This window comes from Moorena producens PAL-8-15-08-1 (assembly GCF_001767235.1).
In the GTDB taxonomy this organism is placed as follows: Bacteria; Cyanobacteriota; Cyanobacteriia; order Cyanobacteriales; family Coleofasciculaceae; genus Moorena; species Moorena producens_A.
This window is the reverse complement of record NZ_CP017599.1, coordinates 3,390,345-3,406,660: the sequence shown is the minus strand read 5'-3', so window position 1 is coordinate 3,406,660 and position 16,316 is coordinate 3,390,345. Positions and strand designations below refer to the sequence as shown.

16 protein-coding genes and 3 pseudogenes are annotated in these 16,316 nt (G+C 43.0%); 11 read left to right on the top strand and 8 right to left on the bottom strand.

Annotated elements, in window-relative coordinates:
• Positions 1 to 63: 63 nt before the first annotated feature.
• From BJP34_RS12825 to BJP34_RS12790, 8 genes and pseudogenes are all read left to right on the top strand, one after another.
• Positions 64 to 1,226: pseudogene (locus tag BJP34_RS12825) on the top strand (IS4 family transposase); the annotation flags it as partial.
• Positions 1,212 to 2,966 (top strand): DUF3160 domain-containing protein, encoded by a 1,755-nt coding sequence (locus tag BJP34_RS39575; RefSeq protein WP_070392681.1) that lies wholly within the window; start codon positions 1,212 to 1,214, stop codon positions 2,964 to 2,966. The pseudogene BJP34_RS12825 and the gene BJP34_RS39575, both read left to right, overlap by 15 nt.
• Positions 2,967 to 3,744: 778 nt before the next feature.
• Positions 3,745 to 3,924 carry a hypothetical protein gene (locus BJP34_RS12815; RefSeq protein WP_070392680.1) on the top strand — a complete coding sequence of 60 codons (180 nt, stop codon included), beginning with the start codon at positions 3,745 to 3,747 and terminating at the stop codon, positions 3,922 to 3,924.
• 82 nt (positions 3,925 to 4,006) lie between these two features.
• Positions 4,007 to 4,836 (top strand): annotated as a pseudogene (locus tag BJP34_RS36700) (IS5 family transposase).
• A 34-nt stretch (positions 4,837 to 4,870) separates the two neighbouring features.
• Positions 4,871 to 5,401: pseudogene (locus BJP34_RS48790) on the top strand (tetratricopeptide repeat protein); the annotation flags it as partial.
• 27 nt (positions 5,402 to 5,428) lie between these two features.
• Positions 5,429 to 6,376: a tetratricopeptide repeat protein gene (locus BJP34_RS48785; RefSeq protein WP_267876612.1), complete on the top strand. Its 948-nt coding sequence runs from the start codon at positions 5,429 to 5,431 to the stop codon at positions 6,374 to 6,376.
• Positions 6,377 to 6,583: 207 nt separating this feature from the next.
• The gene (locus tag BJP34_RS12795) at positions 6,584 to 7,078 is read left to right on the top strand and encodes a tetratricopeptide repeat protein (protein ID WP_070392676.1); all 495 of its coding nucleotides are present in this window, start codon (positions 6,584 to 6,586) and stop codon (positions 7,076 to 7,078) included.
• A 300-nt stretch (positions 7,079 to 7,378) separates the two neighbouring features.
• On the top strand, positions 7,379 to 7,618 hold the full coding sequence (locus BJP34_RS12790) for a CopG family transcriptional regulator (protein ID WP_070392675.1): 240 nt from the start codon (positions 7,379 to 7,381) through the stop codon (positions 7,616 to 7,618).
• Positions 7,619 to 7,680: 62 nt separating this feature from the next.
• On the opposite strand, the gene BJP34_RS48780 is transcribed toward BJP34_RS12790, so the two are convergent.
• The 3 genes from BJP34_RS48780 to BJP34_RS43110 are packed head-to-tail and all read right to left on the bottom strand — an operon-like array spanning position 7,681 to position 9,466.
• Positions 7,681 to 7,806 (bottom strand): hypothetical protein, encoded by a 126-nt coding sequence (locus BJP34_RS48780; RefSeq protein WP_267876555.1) that lies wholly within the window; start codon positions 7,804 to 7,806, stop codon positions 7,681 to 7,683.
• A complete protein-coding gene (locus BJP34_RS12785) occupies positions 7,803 to 9,308 on the bottom strand; it encodes a UbiD family decarboxylase (protein ID WP_070392674.1) in 1,506 nt (501 codons plus the stop codon). Before BJP34_RS12785 ends, BJP34_RS48780 begins: the two co-directional genes overlap by 4 nt.
• Positions 9,309 to 9,310: 2 nt before the next feature.
• Complete coding sequence (locus BJP34_RS43110; protein WP_158517170.1) at positions 9,311 to 9,466, bottom strand: hypothetical protein; 156 nt, start codon at positions 9,464 to 9,466, stop codon at positions 9,311 to 9,313.
• A gap of 362 nt (positions 9,467 to 9,828) precedes the next feature.
• On the opposite strand from BJP34_RS43110, the gene BJP34_RS12775 reads away from it, so the two are divergent.
• Positions 9,829 to 11,244, top strand: coding sequence for an NYN domain-containing protein (locus BJP34_RS12775; RefSeq protein ID WP_158517169.1), 1,416 nt, complete (start codon positions 9,829 to 9,831; stop codon positions 11,242 to 11,244).
• 15 nt (positions 11,245 to 11,259) lie between these two features.
• On the opposite strand, the gene BJP34_RS48775 is transcribed toward BJP34_RS12775, so the two are convergent.
• A complete protein-coding gene (locus BJP34_RS48775) occupies positions 11,260 to 11,382 on the bottom strand; it encodes a hypothetical protein (protein ID WP_267876554.1) in 123 nt (40 codons plus the stop codon).
• Positions 11,383 to 12,210: 828 nt separating this feature from the next.
• Positions 12,211 to 12,447, bottom strand: coding sequence for a hypothetical protein (locus BJP34_RS39560; protein ID WP_149030946.1), 237 nt, complete (start codon positions 12,445 to 12,447; stop codon positions 12,211 to 12,213).
• A gap of 80 nt (positions 12,448 to 12,527) precedes the next feature.
• On the opposite strand from BJP34_RS39560, the gene BJP34_RS12770 reads away from it, so the two are divergent.
• Positions 12,528 to 13,226: an HAD family hydrolase gene (locus tag BJP34_RS12770; RefSeq protein WP_070392672.1), complete on the top strand. Its 699-nt coding sequence runs from the start codon at positions 12,528 to 12,530 to the stop codon at positions 13,224 to 13,226.
• Between the two features lie 544 nt (positions 13,227 to 13,770).
• Here the strand turns inward: BJP34_RS12770 and BJP34_RS12765 are convergent.
• Entirely contained in the window at positions 13,771 to 14,397 is a 627-nt protein-coding gene (locus BJP34_RS12765; RefSeq protein ID WP_070392671.1) for a CPP1-like family protein, read from the bottom strand.
• A 105-nt stretch (positions 14,398 to 14,502) separates the two neighbouring features.
• Positions 14,503 to 14,634: a hypothetical protein gene (locus tag BJP34_RS48770; protein ID WP_267876553.1), complete on the bottom strand. Its 132-nt coding sequence runs from the start codon at positions 14,632 to 14,634 to the stop codon at positions 14,503 to 14,505.
• Positions 14,635 to 14,937: 303 nt separating this feature from the next.
• On the opposite strand from BJP34_RS48770, the gene BJP34_RS12760 reads away from it, so the two are divergent.
• A complete protein-coding gene (locus BJP34_RS12760; protein ID WP_070392670.1) occupies positions 14,938 to 15,666 on the top strand; it encodes a response regulator transcription factor in 729 nt (242 codons plus the stop codon).
• A 273-nt stretch (positions 15,667 to 15,939) separates the two neighbouring features.
• Here BJP34_RS12760 and BJP34_RS12755 read toward each other — a convergent pair whose 3' ends face one another.
• Positions 15,940 to 16,242: a TatA/E family twin arginine-targeting protein translocase gene (locus tag BJP34_RS12755; RefSeq protein ID WP_070392669.1), complete on the bottom strand. Its 303-nt coding sequence runs from the start codon at positions 16,240 to 16,242 to the stop codon at positions 15,940 to 15,942.
• Positions 16,243 to 16,316: the final 74 nt, after the last annotated feature.

The window sequence follows — 16,316 nt, the reverse complement described above, 5'->3', positions numbered from 1 at the left end:
ATTGAGCGAATTATGGTAAAAAAAGATAGGTCAGAAATTGTCAAGACGACCTATCAATTCAAAATGCTACCAGAATTATATCAAAAACATTTAAAAAATCTCCTTTCCGAATCTCAATTATTGTTTTTTTACCTTGTAGTAATCATTGTACAAGATATCAAGGATGTTAAACTCGAAAAAATTGCTGAATCTTTACCTTTGCCTATTAAATGTAACTCAAGGCGTAAAAAGTTACAGAGATTTTTTTCATTACCAATATTTCAAATAAAAAAAATGTGGTTTCCACTTGTTAGAGAATGGCTCACTCAAAAATTTGATAAACACAAAAAAATCTATTTAGCCATCGATAGGACTAATTGGAATAACAAAAATTTATTGGTGGTTAGTATAATTTATAAAAACCGAGCAATCCCAATTTATTTTGAACTTCTTTCAAAACTTGGTTCAAGTAATTTTTTAGAGCAAAAACAAATACTATCAACTATTATAGGGCTATTTGATAGCTATCATGTTGTTATTTTGGGAGACCGAGAGTTTTGTTCAGTTAAATTGGCTGAATGGCTAGACAAACAAGGGTTTAAGTTTTGTTTAAGACTTAAAAAAAATGAGCAAATTGAATTAAAAAATCAGGGGTGGATTTCCCTGAAAAACTCGGGATTAAAACCAGGAATTTCGTTATTTTTTGAAAAGGTTAAAGTCACAAAAACTAAACAAGTATCAGGATTTAGTATTGCCTGTAAATGGAAGAAAAGTTATCGAAAGTCAGTAAGCCAAGAAGGTTGGTTTATCCTAACAAATATGAGCGAATTGTCTGAGGCAATATCAGCTTATAAAAAACGTTTTGATATTGAGGAAATGTTCCGAGATTATAAAAGCGGTGGATATAATATGGAAGGCAGTAATGTTGTCGGTAAACGCTTTATATCTTTACTTATTATAATCTCTTTTGCTTACTTTATTGCCACAATTAAAGGAGAAATAATTAATAAAAAAGGAGTTCAGGACTATGTAGCGAGAGTCAAAGAATATGGGCGATTAACTAAAAGACATAGCAGTTTTTATATTGGAATGTATGCTCAAAAATGGATTCATTTTATGGATAAATGTTGGGAATTAGTTTATGCTTTGATGCGTTTAAGTCGTCATAAGCTCGATAATTATTTACGAGGTATGAGAGCTATGAAGCTTATACAGTCTACTTTTTAGCTCTCATGTCGCCCCCCCAGGTCCTTGACCTAAGTTTAATTGATGCCGACTACTTTCTAGCAGTCGCTCGTTCGTTATTAGCAGGAGAAGCAGTTAAGACCAAATTAAATCAGGATGCCCGTGTGGCAGCAACCTTCCAAGCCATCGCAGCAGAGCAAATCCAGGAATTTGAGCTGTTCGGGCGTAAGCGCGAGATGGATTTTTCTCAATTCAAGGTACGTGGGCATTATGAGAATTCCGAGACTCTTAAGAAATATTTCCAGGCAGTAATGTGGTGCGGTAGAGTCGATCTACGGATTGCAGGTAAACCAGAAGAAGCTTCTCCACGGGAATTGGGTGCAGCCATAATCCTCAATGATCTGTTAACAAAATCTGGTAAGTTCGAGCAATGGCAAGATTTTGACCAAATGCTTCAGACCTTTGTCGGTCCAACTGATTCCATGACCTTTGCTCAACTAGCTGACCTATTAAAACAAGCTAAGATTAAATCTCCGACAGATATTAAAGATTTATCCACCTTAGAGCAGCTGCAAACTAAAATTTCAGCTAACAACCTAGGTTTTCAAAACATCAGGAGTCATGTTTACTTTAGTCCCCTGGAAAACGAGGATCAGATTAAAGATATAATACCCCACTCCTTTACAGTTATCGGTCAAAAGTTTATCTTGGATAGCTGGATGTTGAGCAAAGTAGTTTACGATGATGTTATTTGGAATGGTGAGAAAGTTCAGCGTCGTGTACCAAGTGGATTAGATGTCGCATTTGCCACCCTAGGAAACACTCAAGTAGTACCAGAACTGGTTGATCGGATCACAAACCAGAATGGGCGTAAGTTCCGAGATGGTCTCAACTATCAACACAACCTAGCCGCAGCCTTTAATGTAGTTGAAAAGCTAAATCCTTCTGCTTGGGAAGAAAACCTTTACATGAATTGGCTGGCAACCTTGCGGGAACTTTCCAAACCCACTACGGACTCCAAATACCCGGAAGCCATGCGTACCGGTGCCTGGGGGATGAAGACACTCAATACACAACTAGCGTCATGGACACAATTGCGCCACGACACCATCCTTTATGCCAAACAATCTTACACCGGTGGAACCTTATGCTACTATCCAGCCGGGTTTGTGGAGCCGAGACCGGAATTCTGGGAACGCTTTGAAAAAATGGCAGTGCTGGCAGGGCAGCTAATTGAAAACACTCCCTTTCCAGAGCGCTTCCGAAAGATTCAGCAAAAACAAACTAAATTCTTCAAAAATTTCAGCCAGCAGTTAACTATCCTCAAGGAAATAGCACTCAAGGAATTAGCACAACAGGAACTTACCGAAGCCCAAACCAACTTCCTAGAAAAGGTTGTTGAGATTCAACGGTTTGCTTCAGGGGGTCCGACTTATACCGGTTGGTATCCCAGCCTTTTCTATAAGAAACCTGAGGATTCTGATAAGTGGGATGCCATTGTTGCCGATGTACACACAAATGTACCTAACCCACAAGTTAAAGATCCAGGCAGTGTACTTCACCAGGGCGTGGGTAATATTGATTTGTTGATGATTGCAGTGGACAACGGTGAAGACAAAATGGTTTTTGCTGGACCAGTGTTGAGCCATTATGAATTTGAGATGCCAGGGGTATCCCGTAAATCAGATTCTGAGTGGAAAAAAGATATCCAAACTGGCAAGCTTCCACCTCGCCCCAACTGGACAAAAAGCTATCTTGTTGTTGATGAATTCTTGAATGAGTTCTCTCCTCCTGAGGAATAGGGAATCGGGAATCGGGAATCGGGAATCAGGAGTAGGGAGTAGGCCATAGGGAAGAAAAAAGAGGGAATTTCGGGATTGGGGAAAAATCCTGTGTATCTACTAATTACGTAAGCATATGCGCTACGCCCACGCTACGCAAACAGCTCTCAGCAGTCAGCAGTCAGCTTAAAAATAAACCTATGCAGGCCTATGGCCACGCTACGGGAAAGGGAGAATTGAAAGGGTACATCTGATATTTGTAAAAAAAAAGGGGAGTGGGCGCGGGGCCCGGGTGTGGGGAGTTTGGGAATTATCTTAGAATTTTTGCTTAATTTCAGGCATTTTCGTGAATTATTGTCCACTGTTCCGTGTTCCCAAATCCGCTGTTAACGACTTCTGAAAGACGTCTTGTTTGATTGCAATTAAATTGCAAAAAAGGGTTACTGATTAGTTGCTTGATTTTGGATAAATTAAAAAATTAATACCACTGCTTTTCATAATTTTCCGATCTAACACTGTTATATAAATAGATGATTTTTTTCAAGCTTAAAACTTACAGTATGCCCAAAGGGTTGTGGTTTGATGCCTTCACCAACCTCCCTCAACTAGGTTGGCCTAATTCCTAGGATAAAATCCTCCCTCAGGATTGGGCAGATTTATGGCAGGAGCTTGGTTGATAAAAAATTAATTCACAGCCCTTGGTTGATTCTTGTACTGGGAAAAATTAACCAAGTAACGGGGAACTTGTTAACAGAAAAATCCCCCGATTCCTTATTCTATTTTTTTTTGTGTGATCGTCATGAAATTTCCAAAATTTCGATTAATTATCCTGCTGGCTTTGTTAGGTAGTTTTTCACCACCGTTACTATTTAATGTTTCACCCATATTACCAGCTTCTGCAGCATTAGCTCAATCGTCACAAAGCCGTAAAGCTCAAGCTAACCAACTTTTTGCTCAAGGTCTTAGAGCTGATTTATAAAGAGAATCTAAAGAAAGTAGGGGATTAAGTGAATATGGTGTAATCGTTATTTCTTAGTTATAGTTAAGCTATGTTGTGACTGATGAGCCGTCTACCTGCGATCGCAAATCCTCAACGTCAACCATACCCAAGTGACCTGAGCGACTCAGAATGGGAAATACTCAAGCCTCTAGTACCATTACCCAAGGGGTTTGGTCATCCGATAGAGGTGGATTTCCGAGAAATTTTCAACGCCATATTCTATGTGCAACGGACTGGATGTCAGTGGGAAATGATGCCTCATGATCTACCACCTTATAGCACGGTATACAGATACTTCAAAAAATGGCAAAAAGGCGGTTTTTGGCAACAGATACACGATAAAATACGCCAAAAATTAAGAACAGAATTAGACAGGGATGAAGACTCAACTGTTGCCATTGCTGATTCCCAGTCAGTGAAAACAACAGAAAAAAGGGCTCTGTCTACGGTTTCGACGGTGGCAAGAAAGTTAAGGGGCGTAAGCGTCACATTGTAGTAGATTCCCTTGGATTATTAATTGGTGTTTTGGTAACTGAAGCGAATGCCTCAGAACGATTAGGAGCAGTCGTAGTACTTAATGAAGCCAGGGATAAACTGTCGAAATTAGATGTGCTTTGGGTAGATCAGGGTTATTCTGGCAATAATTTTGCGCGTGCAGTTAAGGAAGTTTGTGGCGATCGCGTGAGGGTGGAAGTAATCAAGAGAACTTCCAAAACTTTTGAGCGGTTACCTAAACGATGGATTGTTGAGCGCACTTTTGGATGGTTGAATAGATTTCGACGCTTAAGCAAGGATTATGAGGTGTATTCAGATGTGAGTGAAGCCATGATTTATGGCTCTCTAATTCACCTTATGGTTAAGCGACTGGCTAGCTTAAGGTTTACTTTATAAATCAGCTCTTAAGCAGTTTCAAGTAAGGCAATTTCAGGAAGCATTGCAGTCTTGGCAGAAGGCACTCAGTATTTATCGAGCAATAGGCGACCGGCAACTTGAGGCTGCATCTCTGAATAGTATCGGTATTATTTACGAAAACCTAGATGACTATCCAAAGGCCATTGAAAACCACCAGCAGAGTTTGGCTATCAAACGAGAAATAGGCGATAGGCAAGGTGAAGCTAACTCTGTGAACAATCTCGGTATTGTTTACAGAAACCTAAGAAAGTACCCAAAAGCAATTGAAAACTTCCAGCAGAGTTTAGCTATTGCACGAGAAATAGAATACCGCCAAGGTGAGGTTAACGCTCTGGCTAATCTTGGTATTGCTTACGAAAATCTGGGGGACTACCGAAAAGCCATTGATTTCTACGAGCAAAGTTTGGCTATCAACCGAGAAATAGGCGATCGCGCCGGTGAAGCTAAGTCTCTGAAAAATCTCGGTCTTGCTTACGAAAACCTGGCAGACTACCGAAAAGCCATTGATTTTCACCAGCAAAGTTTGGCTATTGACCGAGAAATAGGCGATCGCGCCGGTGAAGCTAAGTCTGTGAACAATCTCGGCTTTGCTTACTATTTCCTGGCAGACTACCGAAAGGCGATGGAAAACCTCCAGCAGAGTTTAACCATTGCACGAGAAATAGGCGATCGGGTTGCTGAACGTCAGTCTCTCAATGGTTTAGGTATTGCTTACCGTTACCTAGGGGATTACCCAAAGGCCATTGAAAACCTCCAGCAAAGTTTGACTATTGCACAACAAATACGCGATCGCGAAGGTGAAGCTAACTCTGTTTACAATCTCGGCAATGTTTACAATTCCCTGGGAGACTACCAAAAGGCGATTGAAAAATACCAGCAGAGTTTGACTATTTATCGAGAAATAGGCGATCGCACCCGCGAGGCTAACTCTGTTTACAATCTCGGCATTGCTTACAGAAACCTAGGAAATTACCCAAAAGCGATTGAAAACCTCCAGCAGAGTTTGACTATTTATCGAGAAATAGGCGATCGCGTCGGTGAGGCTAATTCTCTGAACAATATTGGCTATGCTTACAATTCCCTGGGGGAGTACCAAAAGGCGATTGAAAACTACCAGCAGGGTTTAGCTATTGCACGACAAATACGCGATCGCAGCCACGAGATGAACTCTCTCAATGGTCTAGGGATTGTTTACAATTCCCTAGGAGACTACTCAAAGGCCATTGATTTCTTGCAGCAGGGTTTAGCTATTGCACGACAAATACGCGATCGCAGCCGTGAGGCTGGGTCTGTGCACAATCTCGGTGTTGTTTACCGAAACCTGAAAGACTACCGCAAGGCCATTGAAAACTTCCAGCAGAGTTTGGCTATTTATCAAGAAATAGGCGATCACATAGGTCAGGCTAAGTCTCTGAACAATCTCGCCATTACTTACCGTGCCTTGGGCGACTACTCAAAAGCGAGTGATTTCCAGCAACAGAGTTTAGCGATCATACGAGAAATAGGCTTTTCAAAGTGAGGCTAAGTCTCTGGTCAATCTCGGTCTTGCTTAGGGAAACCTGAGGGATCTCACTCTTGGTGATATCCCTAAAAGGGTAAGCTATCAGCTATCAGCTATCAGTTATCAGTTATCAGCGTTGTACTGGTAAAAATCAACGAAGTAACGGGGAACTTGTGAATATAAAAAAACCCGATTCCTTATTCTATTGTTTTTGGTGTGATCGTCATGAAATTTCCAAGATTTCGATTAATTATCCTTCTGGCTTTGTTAGGTAATTTTTCACCACCGTTGCTAGGTAATGTTTCACCCCTATTACCAGCTTCTCCAGCATTAGCTCAATCTTCACAAAGCCCTAAACCTCAAACTTACCGATTTTCTAATCAACCTCTGAAGCCGTTTCAAGTAAGTCAAGATCGGGAAGCATTGCAGTATTGGCAGACGTTAGTTACTATTTATCGAGCAATAGGCGACCAGCAAAGTGAGGCTATATCTCTGAATATTATCGGTATTATTTACACAAACCTAGGGGACTATCCAAAGGCCATTGAAAACCTCCAGCAGAGTTTGGCTATTGCACGAGACATAGGCGATCGTGAAGGTGAAGCTAATTCTCTGGGAAATCTCGCCAAGGCTTACAAAAACCTGGGGGACGACTCAAAAGCCACTGATTTCCAACAGCAGAGTTTGGCTATCAAACAAGAAATAGGCTTGCCAAGGTGAGGGCAACTCTATTGAACTAACAAGATAGCAGTTCGTAAGCATATGCTTACGAACTGCTATCAGCCAAAGGCCAACAGCTGAATGCTTACTTGGATTAAATATAGAAGTTGGGAAAGTGTATAATACAGATCTACAGTTGATTCAGTGGTCAACAAACAAATATGTATGTCTTTGATACTAATGTTTTTGTCGCTGCATTACGTTATCGACATACGGGCAAGATGCCCGTTCCACGAGGTCCTAGCTTTTTAATCTTGAAAGCCATTCGTCAAGGATTAATTGTAGGTGGAGTTTTAGCGAATGAGTTATTATCCTTTAAAATTACCTGAGACATTGTTGAAAGAAATTCAACGTCTTGCTGAAGAAAATCAAGTTTCTATCGAGCAGTGGTTACTGAATGCTGTTACCGAAAAAATTGAAGCTCAGAAAGTTGTACGACTCTTGCATAGTTATGCTGAAAAAGCCGATTACAACCGTTTTGATGCAATATTAGCATCAGTCCCAGATACAGAACCGATAGCAGGGAATGAGTTGGGATAGAACCCCTGAGGGGATTTATGCGATCGCTTAGCGTGGCCTACGGCCAATCGCTTTCTAGTAATCTAGTAGTTGACTGGACTAAATTTGGCCTTTGGTTTTAAGCTGACGGCTGACGGCTGACGGCTGACCACTGACCGCTGACCGCTGACCGCTGACCACTGACCGCTGACCACTGATGTATAAATCACATATCATACCCAAACAAATTTGGATCAACATCCTTGAGATCCAAATCCCCTAAGCCATATTCAGCCCAACGCCTATCTACCATCGCTGCTACATCCCCATCTGACTCCAACGTTGCCCCCCATTCATGTTCGGTTTCTGGTGGAATCTTAGTAGTAGCATCAATACCCATCCGTCCCCCTAAGCCAATCTTTTCACTAGCAAAATCCAAACTATCAAAGGGAGTATTAGGCAAAATAAAGACATCCCGCACCGGGTCAACCTTAGAACTAATTGCCCACACCACTTGACGGGGGTCGCGAATATTAATAGTCTCATCCACCACAATCACAAACTTGGTGTAAGTAAATTGAGGCAAAGCACTCCAAAACGCCAAAGCAGCCCGTCGCGCTTGTCCTGGATAGGCTTTCTTAATCGAAATAATGGCCGCTTTATAACTCAGAGCTTCCATGGGCAAGAAGAAATCCACAATTTCTGAGACTTGTTGCCGCAGGATCGGGGTATAAATCCGATTGAGTGCGATCGCCATCATCGCTTCTTCTTTTGGTGGACGCCCACTAAAGGTGGTTAAATAAATCGGATCCTTGCGGTGAGTCATACAGTGGAAGCGAATCAAGGGGGAATCCTCTACTCCACCGTAATACCCCATGTGGTCACCAAAGGGACCATCTGGCAACATTTCCCCTGGAGTAATCGTGCCTTCCAGGACAAACTCAGAATCCGCTGGTACCTCTAAATCTAAGGTTTTACATTTAGCTAGGTTAACCCCAGACCCACCATAGAGTCCAGCAAAGAGCCATTCCGACAGGTCAACCGGTATGGGAGTAGCAGCGGCCAGAATAATCAGGGGGTCAACACCGAGTGCGATCGCAATTTCTAATTTCTGTCCTCTCTCCACCGCCTTGCGCAAATGTCGTGCTCCACCCCTGACCGAGAGCCAATGCACGGTCATCGTAGTCTTAGACTGCAGTTGTAGCCGATAAACCCCCACATTAGGAATACCAGTCTCACAATCTTTCGTAATCACCAATCCTAAGGTAATAATCTTGCCAGCATCACCGGGATAAGGGCGAATCAGGGGTAATGTATTCAAATCCAAATCATTTTCCTGCACCACCACCTGGTGACAAGGAGGTAAAAAGTCTCGCCCTGGTTTAGCTTTGACCACATCAAACAAAATTTTGCCAAATTCCACCGCCTGGGAAATCTTCTTAGGTGGCTTTGGTTGTTGCAGCATCCCTAGCTTCTTGCCCAGAGTTTCCAAATCTTCCGGGGTTGACCGGTTCATCGCCCAACAAACCCGTTCTTCTGTTCCCATTAAATTAATCGCAACCGGAAAGGATGACCCTTTTACATTCTCAAACAGCAAGCCAGGTCCACCCGCTTGTAGCATCCGGTTTGATATCTCAGCAATTTCCAAATCTGGGTCAACTAAAGCCTTAATCCGCCGCAATTGCCCCTTCTGTTCTAGCTCTTGGATAAATCCCCTTAGGTCTCTGGCCATGATTACAATTTGTTAAGCTGAGTCCCTCTTACTATACCAGTTCTCAATTGGCGGAGGGACTTTCGTTTTGGGTTAAGGGGAACAGGCAGGGAACAGGGAACAGGGAACAGGGAACAGGGAACAGGGAATAGGGAGTAGGGAGGGAGTAGGGTAAACATTATCTATACCTCATTACTCTGATAAGCGCTATAATGGCAAATTTAACCCCGTCAAAAAACCGAGTTATCGGAAAACATTTCCGTTATCAAGGATTCTGACTCCTGGCTTCTGGCTCGAAGCTCCTTCAATCTACCAGCACCTGAGTTCTCTGGAACTCGCATTTTTCGACTACCCACTGCTGATCCTTCAGATATAGTGGGTTCATATAGCGTTTGTATTTGAGATGTAAACCTAGGAGGTCTTTTTTTATTGTCAAATAAAACTCCGGATCTCTTTCCCCTCTTGCCTTTTGCCTCTTGCCTTTTGCCTTTTGACTTGTATTCTGCCCAACATTACTCACCAAATCTACCAGAAACCATTCGTGAATGACTCTGCCGCGATCAACGAAATTAGCCTTTACCTCTACCAAGCCATCCTTGAGCTTCAGCAGCAGCAGTCCGAATTACTCAAGGAAAAATACCGAAAAATCGCTTGGGATAAGCCCCGTCATCAATCTGCTTTCCTGGCCAATTTGAAATCAGAACTCAGCCAAGAGCAAGATTGGCCCCGACGAATTATCAAAGTCAGGAAATTACTGCAAGTTCTGTTCATTCCTAGTTATTTCAACTCCCCCAGCTTTAGAGAACTGACCCAAAAACTTCGTCACTCTATCCGACCCAAGCCAGGGAATAATTCCCATAACTTAGCTGTCTCTACTAATAATAAAACCCCAACATCGGTTTCCCCTTCGCCAAAGCTAGGCACAGGAATTGCCATCTTACTGCTAGATGCCGAAAATTTACGGCTCAATACTGAAACCGAAAAGTTCCTAGCTCAAATTTGTTCCTACCCGATCCAAATCAAAATTGCTGTTGCCAATTGGCGTGCTATGGGTAAGTATGACACTGAACTGCATACTCGTGGCTATGAGCTAATTCACGTACCACCAGGAAAGGACAGCGCTGATTTTAAGATGGCTACCGTTGGGTCTTCTATCTTTATCCATTATCCAACCGCCAAGGAAGTCTTAGTCTGTTCCTCTGATGGGGTGATGACTCATCTTTGCACCACCCTACAAACCCATGGACTAACAGTCTATTTAGTGCGTAAGCAAAATGATAAGATAATTGTTTTAAATAACAAGACTCGTGAAACTCAAGCCCATTCTCTGGTTTCTGTACCAGAAATCCCCACCCTCGAAGAATTTATTAATCAGCTCAAAGACATCCTCAAAGCTGAACAAAAACGCACTTCGAATGCTTGGGTAAACCTGTCTAGACTATCATATCTATTTGAATCAAAGTATCAGCTTAGCCTCAATCAAGTTGTCTCCCTGCGCTTGCCTGGAAAACTAACAACCGATATTTTTACTGATTACCCCAAAGAGTTTGTGACTCATCACATACCGGGTACTTCAAATTTTTATATAACTCTATTTGAAAAGCCAATTTCTTTCATTAAAAAGACTTCTTCTTTGAAGACTATTCAGTTAAAACCTACTGTTAAGCCTGTATCTAAAATTGAATCTAAATCAGATTTGGAAGAGATACTCGTTAAACTCCTCAAGGATTTGAAGACAAACTATAAAGATCCTTATGTTCCGATCGCTCATATAGCTACTGAATTTAAAAAACAATACTCTCGACCAATTACTCAGTTGATGAGAGACTTAAATTTAAAGGGTACATTCCCCAAATTTTTGCAATCCTTGGGAGCGTTTAAACTGAAGAAAGTTGGTAAAGCTTATCAAGTTGCTTTACGCTTAGACGGGTTGAATGCAGTCGTGATTGAGCAGTAGACTTCGCGGCAGTTGTCAGGGAATCGGGAATCGGGAATCGGGAGTCGGGAATCGGGAGTCGGGAATCGGGAGTCGGGAATCGGGAATCGGGAGTCGGGAATCGGTAAAAAATCTGGCATTGCTGAATCTTTGGATCAATATGAATGAGTGGGGTGGGCATCCTGCCTGCCCCACAAGATCAGTATCTTCGGATCAATATGAATAAGTGGGGTGGGCATCCTGCCTGCGGTGAAAATATTGATAACGGGCAAGATGCCCGTTCCACAGCAAGATGCCGGTTCCACACCTGATGCCCGTTCCACGGCTGATGCCCGGGTAGTTGAACTCTCCCCGCTTTGAAAAGACGGGGATTCTGAGCGGATGTCGTTGCGCGGGTTAAAACCGCGCAACGACATCCGCTCACGGTCTGATCTAGAAGTGAATCTAGTATACCGTTGCGGCAGATTCAAAACTGCCCTACCTCCCTCGGATTAACAGAGAAGTTAACCTGTGGATTTACTTTTAATTTAAATAACTTTCGGAGTGGTTGTACCAAACAAATCAGGGCAATAAATCACTACTTTTTGCTGCATTACTTGCCTGTTCCATAGTCGTAGGATCAACCCCGTCTCTTACTGGCTGGAATCTCACCATACTAGCAAAAAATCAACGTAACCAACCTTGTTCTTACTCGTTGTTCCATTGTAGCACGATCTCCGGGATAAATCCCGGTACGCTCGCTGCCCACCCAATAAATTAGGTGGCTAACTCTCGCTTGTTACTTTCTCTGTTTTTAACTTTGGTGGGAGTACGTACTTTCATTGCCTAAAAACTCCAACAGGACTTACGCATTTGCCCCCTAAATCCCCCGAGCGAGCAATCCCTCGCTCGGGGGACTTTGACATCTTTACCCCCCAGAATTGGGGGGCTAGGGGGGCGAAATCAACTTAACCGCGTAAGTCCTGTCCAATAAATAAATCTCCAAATCTACAAGAATTTATTGGACGGGTGCGCCCAGCTGAGGGCGTTTCCCCGATTCGTGACGGCATAAGGTGCAACAGACAGAGAATTCTCACCATCTCCCCATTTCACCATCTCCCCATCTCCCCATCTCCCCATCTCCCCATCTCCCCATCTCCCCATCTCCCGACTCCCGACTCCTGACCCAAATCTCAAAAACCTACCCCTGTCAGGAGTAATGGGTAAGTCCTGAGAGATTGGCAATGTTACAAATTCGTAATTTTAGTGATAAATACTCACGGGATGAGATAATAATGTAAATAAATATTACATTTTGTTAGATAATGATTAGAGTATTTACAGACTTTGACGGTCCGATAATGAATGTCTCAGAACGTTACTATCGGGTTTACCAGTTTTGTCTCAAAGAAATCCAACGCCCTAACCAGCCAATCCTGCCCATGTCCAAGGGGGAGTTTTGGCAGTGCAAGAGGGGGCGTGTTCCGGAGATAATTATTGGTATTCGTTCTGGTCTCGATCCCAGCCAAGCTGAAGCATTTGCTCAGCTACGCCGTCAAACTGTACACACTCTGCCCTACTTAGTCCATGATCAACCGGTTCCCGGAGCTATCGATGCCCTGGAAAAATTACAAGAAGCAGGTGTAGATTTAGCCGTCATGACCATGCGTCGGGTGCGAGAGCTTGATGAAGCCTTCAGTCGCTTAGACCTGGAGAAATTTTTTCCCCCTAACCGAAGGTATTGCCTGAGTAACGACTATGTTAAGACCGGTGACACTAAGGATAAACCTTTGCTAATGGCAAAAGCCCTAAAAAAACTCCCAGCTGCGTCTGATGTCTGGATGATTGGCGATACAGAAGCGGATATAGTGGCTGCCAAAACCCACGGTATTAAAGCAATTGGAGTTTTATCTGGAATACGCGATCGCACTCAGCTCAATCTCTACGAACCAGATTTTACCGTCAATAATCTCGCTGAAGCGGTAGATTTAGTTCTAGACACAGCAGTGCTACAAGCCGTATAATTTTCGATTTTAGCTGATCCGGCTAGAGCGAGCCCTACGCCTGACCCTCGGTCAGGGTGGGATTAAACGAACTGTGAAAGTTCAAGTGATTTTTTGTGCCAAAAAAGCTATGGCTATGGTGGTGAGATTGTATCGAAATTGAAGTAATTATATCACTAACTAGCTGTGCAGACAAGGGAACTTCGGATTATAGAACAAAAAGGGTTTGAGCAACTTTAATTTTCTTAACAAAGTCAAAAAAATTGGGTCTCGAGCCTGTGGCTATGATAAATTTTTATAAAATAATAATTTTTATAAAAAAATCGCGCTAAAGTCTTGGCTGACAAGGCTTGTGGTTATTTAAAAAAGCAATTTTCATGAAAATTGCTTTTCATGGCCATAATGCAGTCGCTCCCCATGAGCGACTGGCGTGGTTTCCACCGGGCAAACCCAAGCAAGGGTAGAGACGTTTGGGATATATCCCATCAAGGGGAAAAGCACCACTACTAGACAAGGAAGGTGCTATTGGAGGCACATCCTGATCCCCAATCCCCAATCCCCATGTTCAACGTAAGAAGCAACTAATCAGCCACAGCAATACAAATGTCACCAATGTAGCCAGTTTTTCTGTTGTCAAGTCTAGGGTGGTGAATTGGCTTCCCAGAGAATTCCCCAGCAAACTCCCTAATCCCACACCCAAAAACAGACCTGCCAGGGTTAGCAATACTGCACGACCAAATTGTTGTTCTTTCCGATTGAGGAAATAGATCGTGAATCCGAAGCCTATAGCCATCACCAAGGGCAAAATCGAGTCTGCCGATGAGGTGTAAAGCAGCGTAGCACTGCTTAAGATTAAGAACACGGCACTCGGCCAGATCATGTCTTCTCTTGTCGGAGTATCCCACAACCGTTTCAGCCACTCAGGAGAGTTATTAACTGGTGTTTGGGGAAAACTCGGTGGAGCTTGAGAAGCCTTCTCTGGGAAACGAATACGATCAGGAACTTTAATCTTTCCTTCCTGGCGCATCCTAAGTCGATCCATGATAATGGCATCGTAGGCCGCCTCTACGGTATCTAAAAGCTTTTGGTTACCACGATGCTTTTGCATCAGGCGACCTTTGGCATCCTGAATTTCATCAAAGGACGCTTCTTCCGTAACCCCAAGCTGATCATAGGGATTGTTATCACTCATTCAAGACCTCCGAGACATCCCTTGTTTTCACATCCCTTCTTTTCATTAGTATGACAGCAACTTTAAACTAGTTATGTATATGTTAAGGTTAGGCACGAGAAACTCTCAACCTTGCTCTGGGTAACCACTGGTCACAGAGTCGTCTTGGTTGAGGGTGGTGTCAATGCCCCTGGGTGCTAGTGTAGCTTGATCTTCAAACAGCAGTGCCGCAGTGAAGTCAACACCATGCCGGTGCATCTCAGTTTTATTGCCAAATCACCGGAGAATTCCTGAATAATGTTAGAACCGTTAGTAAATCCATATAGACCCATCAAGGCTATGGGTTTTTTGCTCTTTAGAAGAAGAAAAAAAGACTTTTTGCCGTGGTTCTGGAAGTCCTACTGTGGGGGAATTTTGAAAATAACTGATTTGCCTATGCAATTTACCAACTATTGGCATTACGTAATAATCTGACGATAATTGTCTACAATGCCCAACAGCACCGTTGGTGTCAAAACACTCTGCGTCTTAAATTTGTGATCCCGTTTTCCGTGGAAAGTTATGACCGCCGCCAAGATTCTTGTCGTAGATGACGATCCGGCAATCCGAAATTTAATTCTACGCTTCTTAAGTCAAAAGAATTTTCAAATGCAGGCTGCTCAAGATGGCAAGACGGCTCTTGCCACATTTGAGCAATTTAATCCAGATTTAGTCATTCTGGATGTCAATTTGCCTGACGCCCTTGGCTACAACCTGTGTCAGCAAATGCAGAGCCGCACTGATGTCTTTGTCCTCTTGCTCACCAGTCGGTCGGATGCTGCTGACAAAAATCAAGGATTTCAACAAGGTGCTGATGACTACATCACCAAGCCCTTTGATTTACAAGAGCTGGAAAATCGAGTTAGAGCAATTTTGAAACGGAAGCGGGCTGTTACTGCTACTGAAGCAGAACGCCTCGTCTTCGACCATTTAGTCATCGATCCAGGGCGTAGGGAGGTAACTATCAACGAAATACTTATCCCTCTAACTGCTCTGGAATTTGATCTACTCCATTTTCTGGCCTGTCATCCAGGTCGAGTCTTGCGCCGTTCTGAGTTAATCCAGGAAGTCTGGGAGTACGATTATGTGGGAGATCAGCGAGTAGTTGATGTCCATATCGGTCAAATTCGCCGGAAAATTGAGGTGAATTCCAGTGACCCTTCCTTAATTCAGACAGTTCGAGGTGTTGGCTACAAGTTTGAGGCACCTTCTACTAAGAACAATGAGAAAAATGGTAAATCCAGTAGCTAACTCATTGTTGACACTCCACGACTACTCAAACCCCTTGCTCGTGGAGCGTCAATGGTTGCCAAGGCAATCGACCAATGAGCTACTGGCTTACAGTTCAAGAGTCATCTAGTACAGCACGGCGGAAATAAATATACGATTCAAAAATAGCAAAACGCTTATGTAATAAGCATGCAAGAATTGTTAATACCATAATTTTTAATTCCCCGGAGCAGTACTAGTGATCATGCCTGCTTGGGTCTAGCCTCTTGCTGAAGTTGCTCGACCTCTCTGGAATTAGCTTTGTTGAGAAGATGTCGTAGCATGATTGTTTGATTGAGCTGTAGCAACTTCTGCTGTAGCAACTTCTTTGGTGGCAGTTTTCTCAGATTCACTTGGGGTAGGGGTGTTCAGCCCTTGCTCTATCTGTTGTGCCTCTAGCTTAAACTGACTTTCAAACTCCTTGGAGGCATCTTGGAAGCCTCTAATTGCTTTACCCAGACTACGACCAATTTCTGGTAACTTCTTAGGGCCAAATACTAATAGGGCAATGACCATAATCAACACCATTTCCGGTAAACCCATACCAAAAACGTTCATTATGTAACCTCCTGGGATTTGTCAACTGCTGGTTTGCTGTTACTAGTTTGCTGTTATTAGTATTCCACATTTGA

Bases quoted from the DNA above. Each gene is read 5' to 3' on its own strand.
- BJP34_RS39575 (WP_070392681.1), top strand. From the start codon at position 1,212: ATGTCGCCCCCCCAGGTCCTTGACCTAAGTTTAATTGATGCCGACTAC.
- BJP34_RS12815 (WP_070392680.1), top strand. From the start codon at position 3,745: ATGAAATTTCCAAAATTTCGATTAATTATCCTGCTGGCTTTGTTAGGT.
- BJP34_RS12795 (WP_070392676.1), top strand. From the start codon at position 6,584: ATGAAATTTCCAAGATTTCGATTAATTATCCTTCTGGCTTTGTTAGGT.
- BJP34_RS12790 (WP_070392675.1), top strand. From the start codon at position 7,379: ATGAGTTATTATCCTTTAAAATTACCTGAGACATTGTTGAAAGAAATT.
- BJP34_RS12785 (WP_070392674.1), bottom strand. From the start codon at position 9,308: ATGGCCAGAGACCTAAGGGGATTTATCCAAGAGCTAGAACAGAAGGGG.
- BJP34_RS43110 (WP_158517170.1), bottom strand. From the start codon at position 9,466: ATGTTTACCCTACTCCCTCCCTACTCCCTATTCCCTGTTCCCTGTTCC.
- BJP34_RS12770 (WP_070392672.1), top strand. From the start codon at position 12,528: ATGATTAGAGTATTTACAGACTTTGACGGTCCGATAATGAATGTCTCA.
- BJP34_RS12765 (WP_070392671.1), bottom strand. From the start codon at position 14,397: ATGAGTGATAACAATCCCTATGATCAGCTTGGGGTTACGGAAGAAGCG.
- BJP34_RS48770 (WP_267876553.1), bottom strand. From the start codon at position 14,634: ATGCACCGGCATGGTGTTGACTTCACTGCGGCACTGCTGTTTGAAGAT.
- BJP34_RS12760 (WP_070392670.1), top strand. From the start codon at position 14,938: ATGACCGCCGCCAAGATTCTTGTCGTAGATGACGATCCGGCAATCCGA.
- BJP34_RS12755 (WP_070392669.1), bottom strand. From the start codon at position 16,242: ATGAACGTTTTTGGTATGGGTTTACCGGAAATGGTGTTGATTATGGTC.